Annotated in this window: 15 protein-coding genes; 11 read left to right on the top strand and 4 right to left on the bottom strand. The window is 54.8% G+C overall.

The annotated features are described in order from the left end of the window. Window positions 1-118: 118 nt before the first annotated feature. The 4 genes from tyrB (at window position 119) to JY391_RS20755 (ending at window position 3,105) form a co-directional block, all read left to right on the top strand. Window positions 119-1,312: an aromatic amino acid transaminase gene (tyrB, locus tag JY391_RS20770; protein ID WP_042291207.1), complete on the top strand. Its 1,194-nt coding sequence runs from the start codon at window positions 119-121 to the stop codon at window positions 1,310-1,312. Between the two features lie 195 nt (window positions 1,313-1,507). Then, a complete protein-coding gene (gene aphA / locus JY391_RS20765) occupies window positions 1,508-2,221 on the top strand; it encodes an acid phosphatase AphA (RefSeq protein WP_060570402.1) in 714 nt (237 codons plus the stop codon). A gap of 108 nt (window positions 2,222-2,329) precedes the next feature. After that, window positions 2,330-2,746: a secondary thiamine-phosphate synthase enzyme YjbQ gene (locus JY391_RS20760; RefSeq protein ID WP_211934956.1), complete on the top strand. Its 417-nt coding sequence runs from the start codon at window positions 2,330-2,332 to the stop codon at window positions 2,744-2,746. Between the two features lie 2 nt (window positions 2,747-2,748). Continuing rightward, window positions 2,749-3,105 carry an MmcQ/YjbR family DNA-binding protein gene (locus JY391_RS20755; protein WP_042291198.1) on the top strand — a complete coding sequence of 119 codons (357 nt, stop codon included), beginning with the start codon at window positions 2,749-2,751 and terminating at the stop codon, window positions 3,103-3,105. A gap of 42 nt (window positions 3,106-3,147) precedes the next feature. Here JY391_RS20755 and uvrA read toward each other — a convergent pair whose 3' ends face one another. Further along, window positions 3,148-5,970 (bottom strand): excinuclease ABC subunit UvrA, encoded by a 2,823-nt coding sequence (gene uvrA, locus JY391_RS20750; RefSeq protein WP_042291194.1) that lies wholly within the window; start codon window positions 5,968-5,970, stop codon window positions 3,148-3,150. Between the two features lie 254 nt (window positions 5,971-6,224). Here uvrA and ssb1 point away from each other — a divergent pair, with 254 nt between their 5' ends. Beyond that, window positions 6,225-6,743 (top strand): single-stranded DNA-binding protein SSB1, encoded by a 519-nt coding sequence (ssb1, locus tag JY391_RS20745; RefSeq protein WP_211934955.1) that lies wholly within the window; start codon window positions 6,225-6,227, stop codon window positions 6,741-6,743. Between the two features lie 62 nt (window positions 6,744-6,805). Here ssb1 and JY391_RS20740 read toward each other — a convergent pair whose 3' ends face one another. After that, window positions 6,806-9,517 carry a cation-transporting P-type ATPase gene (locus tag JY391_RS20740; RefSeq protein ID WP_211935837.1) on the bottom strand — a complete coding sequence of 904 codons (2,712 nt, stop codon included), beginning with the start codon at window positions 9,515-9,517 and terminating at the stop codon, window positions 6,806-6,808. Window positions 9,518-10,579: 1,062 nt separating this feature from the next. Here JY391_RS20740 and JY391_RS20735 point away from each other — a divergent pair. The 4 genes from JY391_RS20735 to JY391_RS20720 all read left to right on the top strand — a co-directional run bounded on the left by JY391_RS20735 (window position 10,580) and on the right by JY391_RS20720 (window position 15,235). Next, on the top strand, window positions 10,580-12,964 hold the full coding sequence (locus JY391_RS20735; protein ID WP_042291185.1) for a DMSO/selenate family reductase complex A subunit: 2,385 nt from the start codon (window positions 10,580-10,582) through the stop codon (window positions 12,962-12,964). Then, window positions 12,961-13,590: a DMSO/selenate family reductase complex B subunit gene (locus tag JY391_RS20730; protein WP_199957611.1), complete on the top strand. Its 630-nt coding sequence runs from the start codon at window positions 12,961-12,963 to the stop codon at window positions 13,588-13,590. The genes JY391_RS20735 and JY391_RS20730 overlap by 4 nt, the downstream gene beginning before the upstream one ends. Next, window positions 13,583-14,371 (top strand): dimethyl sulfoxide reductase anchor subunit family protein, encoded by a 789-nt coding sequence (locus JY391_RS20725; protein ID WP_211934954.1) that lies wholly within the window; start codon window positions 13,583-13,585, stop codon window positions 14,369-14,371. Before JY391_RS20730 ends, JY391_RS20725 begins: the two co-directional genes overlap by 8 nt. An 84-nt stretch (window positions 14,372-14,455) precedes the next feature. Then, window positions 14,456-15,235 (top strand): 4Fe-4S binding protein, encoded by a 780-nt coding sequence (locus JY391_RS20720; RefSeq protein ID WP_211934953.1) that lies wholly within the window; start codon window positions 14,456-14,458, stop codon window positions 15,233-15,235. Between the two features lie 46 nt (window positions 15,236-15,281). On the opposite strand, the gene JY391_RS20715 is transcribed toward JY391_RS20720, so the two are convergent. After that, complete coding sequence (locus JY391_RS20715; RefSeq protein ID WP_042291177.1) at window positions 15,282-15,563, bottom strand: YjcB family protein; 282 nt, start codon at window positions 15,561-15,563, stop codon at window positions 15,282-15,284. 580 nt (window positions 15,564-16,143) lie between these two features. Between JY391_RS20715 and pdeC the strand changes: the two genes are divergently transcribed. Then, window positions 16,144-17,730, top strand: coding sequence for a cyclic di-3',5'-guanosine monophosphate phosphodiesterase PdeC (gene pdeC, locus JY391_RS20710; RefSeq protein ID WP_211935836.1), 1,587 nt, complete (start codon window positions 16,144-16,146; stop codon window positions 17,728-17,730). 2 nt (window positions 17,731-17,732) lie between these two features. Here pdeC and soxS read toward each other — a convergent pair whose 3' ends face one another. Continuing rightward, window positions 17,733-18,056, bottom strand: coding sequence for a superoxide response transcriptional regulator SoxS (gene soxS, locus JY391_RS20705; RefSeq protein ID WP_042291172.1), 324 nt, complete (start codon window positions 18,054-18,056; stop codon window positions 17,733-17,735). Window positions 18,057-18,141: 85 nt separating this feature from the next. Here soxS and soxR point away from each other — a divergent pair, with 85 nt between their 5' ends. Beyond that, window positions 18,142-18,600, top strand: a complete 459-nt coding sequence (gene soxR, locus JY391_RS20700; protein WP_042291170.1) for a redox-sensitive transcriptional activator SoxR — start codon at window positions 18,142-18,144, stop codon at window positions 18,598-18,600.

Raw genomic sequence — 18,600 nt, 5'->3', positions numbered from 1 at the left:
GGAGTCGTTGTCGCCATCCGGCAAAGCGCGGCATATTCTCTGCAACATCCTCTCGATCTTCACGGTTATCCGGTTTATTGTGTCTTAACCCCTGCCTGTAAACCTGGAGAACCATCGCGTGTTTCAAAAAGTTGACGCCTATGCTGGCGACCCGATTCTTTCGCTCATGGAGCGGTTTAAAGACGACCCGCGCAGTGACAAAGTGAACCTGAGTATCGGCCTGTATTACAACGAAGACGGGATCATTCCACAGCTCAACGCGGTAGCCGAAGCGGAAGCACGCCTGAATGCGCAACCGCATGGCGCCTCGCTTTATCTGCCAATGGAAGGTCTGAACAGCTATCGCCACGCCATTGCGCCACTGCTGTTTGGCGTCGATCATCCGGTTCTCCAGCAGCAGCGTGTCGCCACGATCCAGACGCTGGGCGGCTCCGGGGCGCTGAAGGTTGGCGCGGATTTTCTCAAGCGCTATTTCCCGGATTCCGGCGTGTGGGTCAGCGACCCGACCTGGGAAAATCATATCGCCATATTTGAAGGGGCTGGATTCGAAGTAAGTACTTACCCCTGGTATGACGACGCCACTAACGGCGTGCGTTTTGACGACCTGTTGGCTACCCTGAAAACGCTGCCCGCACGTAGCATCGTGCTGTTGCATCCTTGCTGTCATAACCCCACCGGGGCGGATTTAAGCCATGCCCAGTGGGACGAAGTCACCGAAATCCTGAAAGCGCGCGATCTGATCCCGTTCCTCGACATCGCCTACCAGGGGTTTGGCGCAGGGATGGACGATGACGCCTGGGCGATTCGCGCTATTGCCAGCGCCGGATTGCCCGCGCTGGTCAGCAACTCTTTTTCTAAAATTTTCTCTCTCTACGGCGAGCGCGTCGGCGGCCTTTCCGTGATCTGCGACGATGCAGAAGCCGCCGGGCGCGTACTGGGACAGCTTAAAGCCACCGTACGGCGTAACTACTCCAGCCCGCCAAACTTTGGCGCGCAACTGGTTGCGACAGTGCTGGGCGATGAGACGCTGAAAGCGAACTGGCTGGCGGAAGTGGAAACGATGCGCACCCGGATTCTGGCGATGCGTCAGGAACTGGTGAACGTGCTGACGGCGACCATTCCAGGGCGAAACTTTGACTATCTGCTAAAACAGCGCGGCATGTTCAGCTATACCGGCCTGAGCGCCGCCCAGGTGGATCGCCTGCGCGACGAGTTCGGCGTTTACCTTATCGCCAGCGGACGTATGTGCGTCGCCGGGCTAAACACCGGCAACGTTCAGCGCGTGGCAAAAGCCTTTGCCGCCGTTATGTAACATTTTTACGCCAGCAGGCCGGATGGCACGTTGTTCATCCGGCTTATGGGCTTACTTTCTTCAGCTGTGATCATTCTCTTTTTCTATGACAAAACCGTAGAAATTTCTTCCCTTCATTTGTCGTCGGGGTTAAGGTCAGAGCGTTTTGAATAGTCGCACTAAAAATCATAACTAAATGACTTTGAAGGGAAAAATATGCGTAAGATCACACTGGCCTTCAGCGCCCTCTGTCTGCTTTTCACGTTAAATCACTCCGCCAGCGCGCTGGCATCCCCGCCGTCTCCGCTTAACCCGGGCACTAACGTTGCAAAACTCGCTGAACAAGCGCCGGTCCACTGGGTGTCGGTCGCACAGATCGAAAACAGCCTCACCGGGCGTCCGCCGATGGCGGTCGGGTTTGATATCGACGATACCGTATTATTTTCCAGCCCGGGCTTCTGGCGCGGAAAGAAAATGTACTCGCCGGACAGCGAAGCGTATCTGACGAATCCGGCATTCTGGGAAAAGATGAATAACGGCTGGGATGAGTTCAGCATTCCCAAAGAGGTGGCGCGCCAGCTGATCGCCTTGCATGTGCGTCGTGGCGACGATATTTACTTTGTCACCGGACGAAGCCAGACCAAAACCGAAACAGTATCGAAAACGCTGGCCGATGACTTTCATATTCCGGCGGCAAATATGAATCCGGTGATTTTCGCGGGCGATAAGCCGGGACAGAACACCAAAACCCAGTGGCTACAGGCGAAAAATATTCGCATCTTCTACGGCGATTCGGATAACGATATCAGCGCTGCGCGCGATATGGGTATTCGCGGCATCCGCATTTTGCGCGCGTCCAACTCGACCTATAAACCCTTGCCGCAGGCAGGAGCGTATGGCGAAGAGGTGATCGTCAATTCGGAATATTAAGAAACGCCCGGCGATTCGCTGTTTTTTTAAACAAAAATGAGCGCGTAGCTTTTACCTTTCGCTGACTTGCTGCAAACTGAATAAAGACGTTTCAACAAGGAGCAGCCTATGTGGTATCAGCAAACCCTGACTTTACACGCGAAGCCGCGCGGGTTTCATCTCGTCACGGATGAGATCCTCGGGCTTCTGGCGGATATGCCGCGCGTAGAGACCGGGCTGCTGCACCTTTTGCTGCAACATACCTCCGCTTCTCTGACGCTTAACGAGAATTGTGATCCCACCGTTCGGCACGATATGGAACGCTACTTTCTGCAAGCCGTTCCCGATCATAACAACTACGAACATGACTACGAAGGGCCAGACGATATGCCAGCGCATATCAAATCGTCCCTGCTTGGCGTATCGCTGCTGCTGCCGGTTCATAAAGGGCGAATAAAGCTGGGTACCTGGCAGGGCATCTGGCTCGGTGAGCATCGCATCCACGGCGGTTCGCGCCAGATAATCGCGACACTACAAGGGGAATAAAGATGACTAACTCAGAGTTACTGCAATACTGCATGGCAAAACCTGGCGCAGAACAGAGCGTGCACAGCGACTGGAAAGCCACCCAGATTAAAGTTGAAGATGTGCTGTTTGCCATGGTGAAAGAGGTGGAAGAACGCCCGGCGGTATCTCTGAAAACCAGCCCCGAACTGGCGGAATTATTGCGCCAGCAGCACAGCGATGTGCGCCCGAGCCGGCATCTCAACAAAGCGCACTGGAGCACCGTATACCTTGACGGTTCGCTGCCGGACTCGCAGATTTACTATCTGGTGGATGCCTCGTATCAGCAGGCGGTGAACACGCTGCCGGAAGAAAAACGTAAGCTGCTGGTACAGTCATAAATAAAAACGCCGTTCTTCTGACAATGAACGGCGTTTTTCGTTTTACAACATCGGCTTGAGGAAGCGGGCGGTGTGGGACGCTTGACATTCCGCCACCGTTTCCGGCGTACCGGAGACGAGGATTTCCCCGCCGCCGCTCCCGCCTTCAGGACCGAGATCAACAATCCAGTCCGCGGTTTTGATTACGTCGAGGTTATGCTCAATCACCACAATGGTGTTGCCCTGATCGCGTAACTGGTGCAGTACGTCCAGCAGTTGCTGGATATCGGCAAAGTGCAGACCGGTGGTCGGCTCATCCAGAATATACAGCGTCTGGCCGGTGCCGCGCTTCGACAGTTCGCGCGCCAGCTTCACGCGCTGGGCCTCGCCGCCGGAGAGGGTGGTCGCCGACTGGCCGAGACGGATGTAGGTCAGCCCCACGTCCATCAGGGTTTGCAGCTTACGCGCCAGCGCCGGTACGGCATCAAAGAACTCGCGCGCTTCTTCAATGGTCATGTCCAACACTTCATGGATGGTTTTGCCCTTGTACTTTATCTCCAGCGTTTCGCGGTTATAGCGCTTGCCTTTGCACTGGTCGCACGGGACATAAATATCCGGCAGAAAGTGCATCTCAACCTTAATGACGCCGTCGCCCTGACAGGCTTCGCAGCGCCCGCCGCGAACGTTGAAGCTAAAACGTCCCGGCGTATAGCCGCGAGAACGCGCTTCCGGCACACCGGCAAACAGTTCGCGAACCGGTGTGAATACGCCGGTATAGGTCGCCGGGTTAGAACGCGGCGTGCGCCCGATCGGGCTTTGGTCGATGTCGATTACTTTGTCGAAATGCTCCAGCCCCTGAACGTCGCGATAGGGCGCAGGTTCGGCGATCGTCGCGCCGTTAAGCGCTCGCTGGGCGATCGGGAACAGGGTATCGTTGATCAGGGTCGACTTACCGGAGCCGGACACCCCGGTAATGCAGGTGAACAGTCCCACCGGCAACGTCAACGTCACGTCTTTCAGGTTGTTACCGCGCGCGCCGGTCAGCTTCAGCACTTTTTCCGGATTCGCCGGAACGCGCTGTTTCGGCACGTCGATTTTCCGTTTTCCGCTCATGTACTGCCCGGTCAGCGATTCCGGCACCGCCATAATCGCTTCCAGCGGACCTTCGGCAACCACTTCACCGCCGTGGACGCCCGCGCCCGGACCGATGTCGATCACGTGGTCGGCGGCGCGAATCGCGTCTTCGTCGTGCTCCACCACAATGACGGTATTCCCGAGATTACGCAGATGAATCAGTGTGCCCAGCAGACGCTCGTTATCGCGCTGATGAAGACCGATGGACGGCTCATCAAGGACGTACATGACGCCGACCAGCCCCGCGCCAATCTGGCTTGCCAGACGGATGCGCTGCGCTTCGCCGCCGGAAAGCGTTTCGGCTGAGCGGGAAAGCGTGAGGTAGTTCAGACCGACGTTCACCAGGAATTTGAGGCGATCGCCAATCTCTTTCAGTACTTTCTCGGCGATTTTCGCTCGCTGGCCGGACAGTTTGAGATTATTAAAGAAGTCCATCGCATGACCGATGCTCATATCGGAAATGGTCGGCAGCGGCGTATTTTCAACAAAGACGTGGCGCGCTTCGCGACGCAGACGCGTTCCTTCGCAGCTGGCGCACGGACGGTTGCTGATAAACTTGGCTAACTCTTCGCGTACCGCGCTGGATTCCGTCTCTTTATAACGCCGCTCCATATTGTGCAGCACGCCTTCGAACGGATGGCGACGCACCGAAGTGTCGCCGCGATCGTTCATGTATTTAAATTCAATGTTCTCTTTACCGGAACCGTACAGCACCACTTTGTGCACGCTGGCGTCGAGGCTTCCCCACGGCGCGTCTACGTCGAACTTGTAGTGCTCCGCCAGCGATTTCAACATCTGAAAGTAGTAGAAGTTACGGCGATCCCAGCCGCGGATTGCGCCGCCAGCCAGCGACAGGTCCGGATTCTGGATCACGCGGTCCGGGTCGAAATATTGCTGTACGCCGAGGCCGTCACAGGTCGGACACGCGCCCGCCGGGTTGTTGAACGAAAACAGGCGCGGTTCCAGCTCGCGCATGCTGTAGCCGCAGATCGGGCAGGCGAAGTTCGCCGAGAAAAGCAGCTCTTCCGCTTTCGGGTCGTCCATATCGGCAACCACTGCCGTACCGCCGGAAAGTTCCAGCGCGGTTTCAAACGACTCCGCCAGACGGGTGCTGAGATCGTCACGCACTTTGAAGCGATCAATCACCACCTCAATGGTGTGTTTCTTTTGCAGTTCCAGCTTCGGCGGATCGGAGAGATCGCACACTTCACCGTCGATACGGGCACGGATATACCCCTGACTTGCCAGGTTTTCCAGCGTTTTGGTGTGCTCGCCTTTACGCTCTTTAATCACCGGCGCCAGCAGCATCAGGCGCTTGCCTTCCGGCTGTGAGAGCACGTTGTCGACCATCTGACTCACCGTCTGCGCCGCCAGCGGCACGTCGTGATCCGGACAGCGCGGTTCGCCGACGCGGGCGAACAGCAGACGCAGGTAGTCGTGGATCTCAGTAATGGTGCCGACCGTGGAACGCGGGTTATGTGATGTCGATTTTTGTTCAATTGAGATAGCCGGAGACAGCCCCTCAATGTGATCGACATCCGGCTTTTCCATTAGCGACAGAAACTGACGCGCATAGGCGGAAAGGGATTCTACGTAACGACGCTGCCCTTCGGCATACAGCGTGTCGAAAGCAAGCGAGGATTTGCCAGACCCCGAAAGCCCGGTCACGACAATCAGTTTGTCGCGAGGGATAACGAGGTTGATGTTTTTGAGATTATGGGTGCGGGCGCCCCGAACTTCGATCTTATCCATTCACCTTTCCCGGATTAAACGCTTTTTGCCCGGCTGCATGCATGGTGCGACCGGCGATCACAAACGGTTAATTATGACACAATATAACCTGAATGGATATACAGTATTGGAATGCAAAACGCAGTGTAGTGTGTAACAATGTCCGGCTAAGGTTGTTTCGCGGAATCAGCGTCACAACGTGGTAAAACCGCCATTGGTAATGCTACAATCGCGCGTTTACACTTATTAAGAAACGTTTTTCAGGAGACTCGATCATGGCCAGCAGAGGCGTAAATAAGGTTATTCTCGTGGGTAATCTGGGCCAGGACCCGGAAGTACGCTACATGCCGAATGGTGGCGCAGTTGCCAACATTACGCTGGCTACTTCCGAATCCTGGCGTGATAAACAGACCGGTGAAATGAAAGAGCAGACTGAATGGCACCGTGTTGTGCTGTTCGGTAAGTTGGCGGAAGTGGCCAGCGAATATCTGCGTAAAGGCTCTCAGGTATACATCGAAGGTCAACTGCGTACCCGTAAATGGACCGATCAGTCCGGTCAGGACAAATACACCACGGAAGTTGTGGTTAACGTGGGCGGCACCATGCAGATGCTGGGTGGCCGTCAGGGCGGCGCGCCGGCAGGCGGTCAGCAGCAGGGCGGTTGGGGTCAGCCGCAGCAACCTCAGGGCGGCAACCAGTTCAGCGGCGGCGCGCAGTCTCGTCCGCAGCAGCAGTCTGCACCGGCACCGTCTAACGAACCGCCAATGGACTTTGACGACGATATTCCGTTCTAAGTGCGCCGTCAGGCATTCCAGCGTAAAGGCCTCCGAAAATGGAGGCCTTTACGTTATTCTGATTACGCCGTCCGGCGGAATTTGCGGGTCAGCGGTTTCTCGATTTCAACAATCAGGAACAGCGCGACGCCAATGGCCAATGTGATACCCCAGTAGCGCAGCGGCAGTGCTTCGGTACCAAACATCATTTGCAGGAAAGGCACATAGATAATGGCCAGCTGTAGCAGAAGCAGAATGCCGCTCACCAGCCAGATGCCTTTGTTCATCAGCAACCCACGCCCCAGCGAGAAACTGTCCGATACGCGGCAGTTCAGCATATAGACCCACTGCGCCGTGACCAGCGTCTGCAGCAGTACGGTTCGAATAAACTCCGGGCTATGGCCGCGCGGCTGAAGCCAGGCTTCCAGCATAAAGGCGCTGGCGGCAATCAGCGTACCGACAAAGCCGACGCGCCAGATAGCAAAACCATCCATCACGTTTTCGTGGGGCCGGCGTGGCGGGCGGCGCATAATATTGCGCTCTCCGGCTTCGAACGCCAGGCCGAACGACAGCGTAGCGGACGTCGCCATGTTCATCCACAGAATCAATACCGGCGTCAGGGGCATCAGGTTTCCGGCCAGCAGCGCGACAATAATCAACAATCCCTGCGCGAGGTTGGTTGGCATAATAAACAGGATCGTTTTCTTCAGATTGTCGTAGACGCGGCGCCCCTCCTGCACCGCGCTGGCAATGGTGGCGAAATTGTCGTCCGTCAGCACCATGTCAGCGGCCTCTTTGGTCACTTCGGTGCCTTTGATCCCCATCGCGATGCCAACGTCAGCCTGCTTAAGGGCTGGGGCATCGTTCACGCCATCGCCCGTCATGCCAACAATTTCGCCTTTATTTTGCAACGCTTTCACCAGGCGCAGCTTATGTTCCGGACTGGTGCGGGCAAAAATATCGTACGTCACAGCGGCTTCAGCGAGCGCGGTGTCGTCCATCTGCTCCAGCTCATAGCCAGTCACCGCGTGGGCGCTGTTATGAATCCCGAGCATACCGCCAATGCTCATGGCCGTTTGCGGATGATCGCCGGTGATCATCTTGACGCGGATCCCAGCCTGCTGGCAGGCGCCGATCGCATCAATCGCTTCCGGGCGCGGTGGATCCATCATTCCGGCAATGCCGAGGAAGATCAGCCCATCGCTCAGGCAGTCATGCGTTAGCGTACCGGCATCGGCACGCGTGGGTTTCCAGGCGGCGGCGACCATGCGCAACCCCTCTTTAGCATAGCGGGCGATTTCTGCTTCCCAGTGTGCCTGAGTAAAAGCTTCTGTTCCGGTGGCGGTTTGCTGCTGCTGACAGAGTTTAAACAGAACGTCCGGCGCGCCGGTCACCAGCACGCGCTCGTCCTGGCCGATACGGAAATGGGTCGCCATATATTTGTACTGCGAGTCGAACGGAATCTTGCTGCGCAGTTCTGTATCGATGGCGGGCAGGTTCGCTTTTGCGGCCAACACTTTTAGCGCGCCCTCGGTTGGCCCGCCGGTAATGCCCCAGTGCCCCTGCTCGTTCCGCATCAGTTGGCTGTCATTACACAGATCGATCGTGCGCAGGTAGGTTTCCAGCACACTACCCGGACGCATTTCCGCCGTCGTGGCGTCGTTCTCAACGAGGATCTCGCCCGTGGGTTCGTAGCTGTTACCCTGTACGCGATAGTTTTTATCTGCCGTAATGATGGCTTTCACCGTCATCTCGTTCATCGTCAGGGTGCCCGTTTTATCGGAACAAATCACCGACATGGCGCCCAGCGTTTCGACCGTTGGCAGCTTACGGATAATGGCGCGTTTGCGGGCCATCGTCTGGATGCCGAGCGACAGGATGATAGAAATAATGGCGGGCAGGCCTTCCGGAACCGCCGCGACAGCAAGGCTAATGAGCGACAGCAGCAGTTCGCCCATTGGCATATCGCGCAGCAGCAGGCTGAAAATAAACAGCCCAACCATCATGGCAAGAATCAGAGAGAAGATCGCTTTGCCGAGCTTATCCATCTGTACCAGCAGCGGCGTACGATGCTTCTCGATGGCGGTCATCATCTGATTGATGTGGCCCAGCTCTGTGGCTTCGCCGGTGGCAATGACCACGCCAAGTCCGGCGCCTGCGCTGAGGGTGGTGCCGGAAAACAGCAGGTTTTTACGATCGCCGAGCGGCAGCTCCCCTTCCAGCGCTTCCGCCGTCTTATCGACCACGGTGGATTCACCGGTCAGGATGGCTTCTTCCACCCGCAGATTATGCGCTTCCATGACACGCAGGTCGGCGGGGATACGATCCCCCGCGCGTAACACCACAATATCGCCGACGACCAGTTCGGTGGTCGGCGCCGTTTCATGCTGACCGTTGCGAATCACCACGGCGGCGCTGGAAAGCATATTGCGAATGCCTTTTAGCGATTTCTCGGCGTTGTTTTCCTGAACGTGCCCAATCAGGGCGTTGATGACCGCCACGCCAAGAATGACGGCGGTATCGACCCAATGACCCATAATGGCCGTCAGGGCCGCAGCGGCTATCAGCACGTAAATTAATACATCATGAAAATGGGTCAGAAAGCGCAGCCAGGCGGGTTTACCGGCTTTTTCCGGCAGGGCGTTAGCGCCGTCTCTGGCGAGACGGGCGCTGGCTTCGTTTTGAGTCAGTCCACTTGACTGGCTCTGCAGGTTGTTTAAGACCTCATCCACAGAAAGCTGGTACGGTTTTTTTCCAGCGCATGGCGCAGAATGGAGACGATTGCTGTTCGGCATTCTGGTCAATGTAAAATTCCTCGAAGTATAAAAATTATAATATTTAAAAAGCCAGAGCATGCTATTGGAATAATGTGTTCCGGTTTTTGATATTAATCAATAGCGTTTCGCTAAATATTATTTTATCGTTGCCATTGTTAGCGAATTATTCATGTTGCTCAGTGTCTTAATGGCTTTTGTAAATTTTAGAAAGGAGGGTGTATGTTTGGTATTTATAATGGCAAGAGGTTGATTGTATTGATTATTTTTGCGATAGCAATTGCGGTTGTCAGCGGTATTTCAACCTATGCTTTCGTAAAATATCTGGGTTAAAAGGAATAAAAATAGTCTTCCTTACATAACTTTTAAAACCTGAATAATAATGACATTAGGCAGATTCTTATGCAGTTTTAATAATTATCTTATACGCGGTCTGGTAATTAATCAGACCACGTGTCGTTAACGGAAAATACACAGTGGTTTTCCAAAAACAGGTTCAGGAGGTATTTCAGTATGAATATTACATATTTGCTATAAAACACGAGGTTGCATTACGTGGGCGGCGTCTCCTTGCGCCACCGTTTTTCCCGCTTGCCTGGATGTCCATCAATACTACCTGCTCATTGAGTCGAGGCGGGTTGTGGGTGCATCCCACAGAACAATCGACGTAACCTGCCATCTCGTTGGTGTCAAAGGCCAACCGCACTTTGCGCGCCCGCCCGGACGTTAACCCGTCGTGGTGCTCAGGCGCATAAGGTGCGCAATGAACAGGAGTAGACTTAGCCAATCGTTTCGACAGTTAATTTTTCCTGGCGCCCATTAATATGAGAATAGTTCTCACTTCAAATTTGTGGACGATTTTTTTTCACACCGGGAAGTTGTGCTTTTTTTCCCTTTTTTGAGTAAGTGTTAGGAAAACAATTATTTCGTGAATAATGAGTTAAAGAGAAAGTAAAAATATTTGGGAATGCTTCTTATTATTATAAAAAGTCTTCAAAAACACCATGGCTATTTATTTCGGTTGATAAAAATCAAATACCCAAAATGAATTACCCCTGATGATACGCTTTTTGAGGGGATGAAATGCAAGATCACGAAATAAGAGAGGATACGCCCTCTCTGAATGTCTCCCGGCGGGGCATGTTAAAAGCGAGCGCAGCGTTAGTCACGCTGCCTTTTATTTTGTCGGAACAGGCAAAAGCCGCAGAGACCGGACACGCCGACGCGTCGGTAGATACCCCGGCAGAGCGTGTAGTACCTACCTGTAGCACCTTCGACTGTGGCGGAAAGTGCGATATCCGCGCCCACGTTAGCGATGGCGTGGTGACGCAAATCACCACCCGTCCCGATAATGAATTAGATCCGGATATGCCCATTATGCGCGCCTGCGTGCGCGGACGGGGTTATCGTAAATTTGTTTATCATCCCGACCGTCTGAAATACCCAATGAAACGCGTGGGAAAACGCGGTGAAGGAAAGTTTGAACGTATTTCCTGGGCGGAAGCCGTCACACTTATTGCGGATAATTTACAACGTATTACCGAAAAATATGGCCCGGCTTCTCGCTTTGTTCATAATAACACCGCGACCAGCGGCGGAACTTTTTCCGGCGATAAAATGATTCGTCGCTTGTTAAATCAAACCGGCGGCTATCTGGAATATTACCATTCGGTGAGTCTTGGCAATACGGTTGCCGCCACCCCCTATACCTACGGCGTCGCCGCCAGCGGCAACTCGCTGGATACGCTGGAAAATACACCGCTGGTGATACTGTGGGGGCATAACCCGACAGAAACCATTTTTGGTCATACCAACCACTATTTCCAGCGGATGAAGCAGAACGGCACGCGTTTTATTGTCGTGGACCCGCGTTATTCCGACACCGTTTCATCGCTGGCCGATCAATGGGTCCCCCTGCTTCCGACCACCGATAACGCGCTGATGGACGCGATGATGTACGTCATCATCAGCGAAAACCTGCATGATAAAGCGTTTATTGAACGCTATACGCTCGGCTTTGATGAAGCGTCCATGCCGGAAGGCGTTCCGGCGAACGAGTCGCTGGTCGCTTACCTGATGGGCGATAAAGACGGCGTACCTAAAACGCCGGAGTGGGCGGAAAAAATCACCCATGTGCCTGCGCAGACCATCCGCCAGTTGGCGCGCGACTATGCCACCACCAAGCCGGCGGCGCTGATTCAGGGCTGGGGCCCACAGCGTCATATCTGCGGCGAACGTACCGCGCGCGGTTCCACTCTGCTGGCGACCATTACCGGCAACGTTGGCGTTAAAGGTGGCTGGGCGGCGGGCTACGGCGGTTGCGGCAATCGCCTGTTCACCACCGGTCCGGAAATGCCGGAAAACCCGGTGAAAGAGAAAATCTCGATCATGAACTGGGTGCAGGCGGCGGACGATGCCAGCAAGGTGACCCCGGAACAAGGGCTGAAGGATGCAGAGCAGCTTAAGAGCAACATCCGCATTCTCTTTTCGCTGGCGGGCAACTATCTGGTGAACCAGAACCCGGACGTTAATCAGGCGGCAAAGATCCTCGCTGACGAGTCGAAAATCGAGTTCATCGTGGTCAGCGATTTGTATATGACGCCGAGCGCGAAATATGCCGACGTTCTGCTGCCGGAAACCAGCTTTATGGAGCGCTGGAACATTGGCGAAACCTGGGGAACGGCAAACTACCTGGTGCTGTCGGAAAAACTGGTGGAACCCGACTTTGAGCGTCGCTCCGACTATGACTGGATCCGCGAAGTGGCGGCGAAGCTCGGCGTGGAACCCGCGTTCAGCGAGGGCCGCAGTGAGAAAGAGTGGATTGAGCACATCTGGGAACAGACGCGGCTGTCAATGCCGGAACAGCAGTTGCCGGACTTTGCTGAATTACAGGTGAAGCGTCGCCATCTGTTCAAGAGCAAGCCGTATGTGGCTTTCGAGGACAACATTCGCGATCCGCAAAACCATCCGTTCCCAACGCCGTCGGGTAAAATTGAGATCTTCTCGAAGCGTCTCTACGACATGCAGCATCCGGAAATTCCGGCGCTTTCGCACTACGTGCCCGCACACGAAGGGCCACAGGACGCGCTAACGAAATCCTTCCCGTTACAGATGATCACCTGGAAAGGGAAAAACCGTGCGAACTCTACCCAGTACGCGAACCCGTGGCTGCAGGAAGTGCAGGAACAGAAGCTGTGGATTAACCCGGTTGATGCACAAAAACGCGGCATTGCCCACGGCGACACCGTGCGCATCCACAACAACCGTGGTATTTGCCAGGTGCCCGCTGAGGTCACGCCGCGCATTATTCCCGGCGTGGTGGCGATGCAGGCCGGCGCGTGGTGGCAACCTGACGCAGAGGGCGTCGATCATGGCGGTTGTCCGAACGTGCTGAGCTCAACGCGTATTACGCCTCTTGCAAAAGGGAATTCACATCAAACCATGCTGGTGGAGGTCGTTAAAGCATGAGTCAATTTAAAGAGTATCCGCCCGTTAGCGACAAACAGCTTGGTTTCTTTATCGATACGTCGCGCTGCTCCGGCTGTAAGGCGTGTCAGGTGGCATGCAAAGATCGCCATAATCTGGAAGTGGGACGCCGTTTTCGTCGGGTGTATGAAGTCAATGGCGGAGGGTTTATCGCCACCGGACAGGGCGGCGTGGCGAACAACGTTTACGCGTACACGATGTCGATCTCGTGCAACCACTGTGACGACCCGATTTGCACTAAGAACTGCCCGACCACGGCGATGCACAAACGTCCAGGCGACGGCATTGTGCGGGTCAATACCGATAAATGCGTCGGCTGCGGCTATTGCGCCTGGTCATGTCCCTACGGCGCGCCGCAGATGGACACCGAGGCCGGACAGATGTCGAAATGCGATATGTGCATCGACCTGCTGGTAAAAGGCGAGCAGCCGGTGTGCGTGGCGACCTGTCCTCTGGAGGCGATTAAGTTCGGTCCGATTGACGAACTGCGCGCTAAATACGGCGATGTTTGCGATGTGCAGGGGCTGCCAGACTCCTCCATTACCCATCCGAATTTAGTGATCAAACCGCACCAGGGCGCAGAGAAGGGAGGTAAACGCCATGCATGAGTTACCGTTGCTGATTTTCACCCTGCTGGTGCAGGGCTCCGTAGGGCTGACGCTGTTTATTGTCCTGGCGACGGGCGAGAAGCGGTCGCTGCTGCCGGCGATGCTGGTTTCCTGCGTGATGGGCGGACTGGGGCTGATCGCCTCGACGCTGCACCTCGGTTACCCGCTGAATGCGTTTAATGCGCTGCGCCATGTGGAAAGTTCATGGCTGAGCCGGGAGATCGTCTTTGCCAGCCTCTATCTGGCGATTCTGGGCCTGGCAACGCTGCTGGTGATGTTGAAAAAACAGCCTTCGCGCCTCCTGCTGGCGCTGGCGACCCTGGCCGGACTGGTGGATATCTACTGCATGGGCGCAATTTATGTCCATTCGTCGGTCGTGACCTGGCAGCATATCAATACCTGGGTCATGTTCTTTGGCGCGGCGGGCATTCTGGGTGCGGCGATCGGCAACGGCCTGCTGCCGGGTATCACACGGCTTCTGCGGATGGCCGCGGTGCTGGTGGTGGCGATCACCGCCATTCGTCTGCTGGTGCAGCCGGACTATGTCAACTTTTTGGCATCCGCAAGCCTGAACGAGGTGGTCACGCTGCCGCATCAGCCGCTGGTCGCGTTTCACCAACTGACAGGGCTAAGAAACGTTGCCTGGGGACTTTCCGTGCTGGGTTCCTTGCTGTTCGCCATTGGCGCATGGCGCTCGTGTCGCACGGCGATGCTGCTGGGCGGGCTGGGGCTGGTTGTGGCTGAGGCGCTGCTGCGCTTTATGTTCTTCAGCATTCTTTAATGGCCCTTTTTACCCTGATGAAAACGCCCACACCGCCGGGTGTGGGCGCCTCCTGCGTACGTAAGCGTTTTCCTCAACATACCTGTGACGCCTGCCGTCAGGCCTGTCCGGCCGTTTTCTGCCTCTACGGTTACGCTGGACAACGATCGCTGCATTCGATGCGGTCATTGTACGTTTGTTTGTCCTGTCGATGCGCTGGAAGATCTGCCAACCGCCCGGCGTTCTTACCGTCAGCAAACGCTGGTGGCGCCGTTTACCGCCCAGGCGGCGAGTGTAGAAGAACTGCTGATGTGGCATCTTCAGTATCAGATTCGCGGACTGGAAATCGACATCGATGCATATCCCACGTGGGCGCTTGCCGTGGCGGCGTTAAATATTCGCCTTAGGGCGCTGGGGGAACCACTCTGGCAAGTGATTCCGCCGTCCGCGAAGCGCGTGAACGTGGCGCGCCGTCATTTGCTGCACGTTAGCGAAGAGAAGGTGCAGACCGCGAGCGTGAACCCGTCGCCGCGTTTTCGCCGAAGCCGTATGCCGCACATGCAGGACTATGCGCTACAGCTTGATATCGCCAGTTGCGTACTCTGCGGAGCGTGTGAACGGGTTTGTCAGGAGAAGGCGATTCAGATTGGCGAACGGGCGTTACGCGCAGAGATGTCACGTTGTACGGGGTGCAATAACTGCGCGGTAGTTTGCCCGACAAAAGCGATTACGACCAGGCACAGCGTGGGCGAGAGTCAGCCAGAGCACTATCCGTTTACGCGTAAGGTCTGCCGGGACTGTCGCCGGGTGTTCGCCACGTTTGGCGCAGACGACACACGGTGTCCCATTTGCCAGCGGCATGAACACGGAATGCGGGGGCGGTAATGGACTGACCAGGCCCCCGTCGGGATTGCAAACGCGGGGTTGGGAATCAGGTCAATACCATCGGCCATTCGGGCGGGGTGTGGCTCATCACTTCGACCATAACGGATTCGATGTTTTTCCAGATGGCGGAGATATCCATCAGGGTGATGCCGAGCAGCCCGGTGGCAAACCAGCAGGCGGCGATAACGCCCAGACCGCTGCTGATAACAGCCAGGCCAATATAGTCGGATTTACGAAAACGGATATTCAGCGTACTGGCTAAAAACATCAGCACGGCGCTCAGCAGTGGCCAGCGGAGAAGCACCACGCCAGTGGTTAGGGTTGCCATGAAACATTTCCTCTGAAAAGCAGGTGCCCGTACAGCGCGGCGTTTTCACGGGCGTGTAACACTCTGGCTATCGACAGGCATTCACATTAACACGAATGAAACGTTGTTTCTGTTTCATAATTTATGTGAACTATATCACGTTAATGAGCTTATTTTCCAGCCAGGGCGAGGATTTTTTGTTTGCTTTTTAACCATACTTTGCGTGTGGGTAAAGGTGTTCAGCGGAAGTAAAAGCATCGGGGCGTCTGGTCGGAATAGACCGTTAATAACGCGCGATTAAGTCGACCTTTTTTGGTTTGTCCAAAATAATACCGGGAAATTGAACGCCACTGCTTAATAGAAATGATGGCTTGCCAGGAATGAACCACGAAATGATATTAATAACCCCTGATATTATCAGACTTTTACTAATAAAAGTCAGTTGCTAATATTGTAGGATTCATGCAACGTAACACCCCTGTGTGATTTATACCTGTCATGCTTCAGATTGCCCGTGCGTTGGCGGCAATGGCAATTATCCAGGTATGGCATCCGGCCTCGATAATAACAGGCGTATAATATGCAGGGATATAGGGCTGAAATGAATCATCAGGCGCGACGGAAGATGCTGAGGTTTCTCGGGATAATCATGGTGGTGTTGCTTCCCATGATGTTAGCGCTATGGTTTGCCCAATTGCGAGCCGTATCCCAGACCAGTCATCAATTGCGTATATTCGCACAACTGACATTAGATAAAACTGAACTGGTTATTTTACAGGCTGACTTAGCGCGCGACGCCGCCGAACAGTATCAGGGACAAGCCTGTACCCCTGCACATCGGCAAAGAATGTTAAATATTATTCGTGGGCGTCTTTATATCAATGAGTTAATTTATGCGCAGGGTAATCGCTTTTTATGTTCAACGGTCATGGCACCGACCACGCCCTTTATTATGCCGGACGCTGAGTATAAACGAAAACCTGATGTCGCGATTTATTACTTCCGTGACACGCCCTTTTTTACAGGCTACAAAATGGCGTATATGCAGCGTGGCAATTACGTTGCAGTGATCAATCCCTTATCCTTCAGCGAAGTGATGACAGAAGATCCGGCGCTTGCCTGGGGCGTTTTCGACACGGTTACCGACACGTTCTTTTCCGTCAGCGAAAAAGCGTGGGTTGCGGAGCTACTGCCGCTGGTGCGGCGCGGTCAGTCCGTGTTTCAGCAGGATGGCCGTTTTTACACGCTCGTTCATTCCGATAAACGCCCCATCGCGGTGATTGTTTCGACAACGACCGGTCGATTTTATCAAAATCTGTACCAGCAACTGCTCTTCACCCTTCCGCTTGCCGTGCTTTGCAGCATACTGCTGTTGCTGCTCTGGTCGCGGGCGCGTCGGCAATACAGGTCGCCGCCGCGGATGCTGCAGCGGGCGCTTAAACAGCGCCAATTGTGCGTACACTATCAGCCGATTATGGACATCAAAAATGAGAAATGCGTGGGCGCGGAAGCGTTGCTGCGCTGGCCTGGATACAACGGACAGGTCATGAGTCCCGCCGAATTTATCCCCCTGGCGGAAAAAGAGGGGATGATCGCGCAGATCACCGATTATGTGGTGGAGAACGTTTTCCGGGAGATGGGGGCGTTTCTGGCGGCAAACCCGTCGCTGTATATTTCGATCAATCTCTCCGCGTCAGACTTCCATTCTTCCCGACTGATTGCCCTGATCGCCAACAAAGCGCGTCAGTACGGTGTGCTTGCGCAACAGATCAAAGTGGAAGTCACTGAGCGGGGCTTTATCGACGTGCCGAAAACCACGCCGGTTATTCAGGCGTTTCGTCAGGCGGGCTACGAAGTGGCGATCGATGACTTTGGCACCGGCTATTCCAACCTGCATAACCTGTATTCCCTGAAGGTGGATATCCTGAAGATCGATAAATCGTTTATCGACACACTCACCACGAACAGCACCAGCCACCTGATCGCGGAGCATATTATCGAGATGGCCCAAAGCCTGCGGCTGAAAACCATCGCGGAAGGCGTGGAAACGGCGGATCAGGTCAACTGGTTGCTTAAGCGCGGCGTACAGTATTGTCAGGGGTGGCACTTCGCAAAAGCGCTGCCGCCGCAGGCGTTCATCGACTGGCTACAGCAGCCGCCCGCACGTCTGATGTCGCGCGGGCAGTAAACTTACAGACGATGGCGGTAGTCGCTGGGTGTACGATCAAACTCCCGGCGAAAAACGCGGGAAAAGGTCTGTTGTGATACGTAGCCTAAATCCATAGCGATATCGAAGATGGGTCGCTCGGTATTACGCAACTCCACGGCGGCTAACAGCAGTCGGCGCTGGCGGATATAGTCGCCGAGCGTCTGGCGCATCACGGTGCGGAACATCCTTTGTAAATACCATTTTGAATAGCCTGATTTTTTCGCGACCACATCAATGTTCAGCGGTTGGTCGATATGTTCATCAATCCATTCAACAAGGGTCTGAATAATTTGCTGATGGGACATAGCGTTGCCTCTTTTTCAGGGTTCGATTCGTCTTTTGTCTGCGGGCGAGTATAATTCCTCAAGTTAACTTGAGGTAAAGCGATTTATGGAAAAGAAATTACCCCGCATAAAAGCCTTGCTGACGCCGGGCGAAGTGGCGAAACGCAGCGGTGTGGCGGTATCCGCGCTGCACTTCTATGAAAGTAAAGGGTTGATTAGCAGTACTCGTAACAGCGGCAATCAGCGGCGGTATAAGCGCGATGTGTTGCGTTATGTGGCGATCATTAAGATTGCCCAACGGATCGGCATTCCGCTGGCGACCATCAGCGAGGCGCTTGGGGTACTGCCGGAAGGCCATACGTTGAGCGCGAAGGAGTGGAAGCAGCTCTCTTCGCAATGGCGGGATGAACTGGACCGTCGCATTCATACGCTGGTGGCGCTGCGCGATGAGCTGGACGGTTGTATCGGCTGCGGCTGCTTATCGCGTAAGGATTGCCCGTTGCGGAACCCTGGCGACCGACTTGGTGAACAGGGTACCGGCGCGCGGCTGCTGGAGGATGATTAA

Origin of the sequence: Citrobacter sedlakii, from assembly GCF_018128425.1 — a bacterium.
Taxonomy (GTDB): domain Bacteria; phylum Pseudomonadota; class Gammaproteobacteria; order Enterobacterales; family Enterobacteriaceae; genus Citrobacter_A; species Citrobacter_A sedlakii.
Note: the sequence above shows the minus strand (reverse complement) of the source record. Positions and strands in the feature narration are given on the sequence as shown.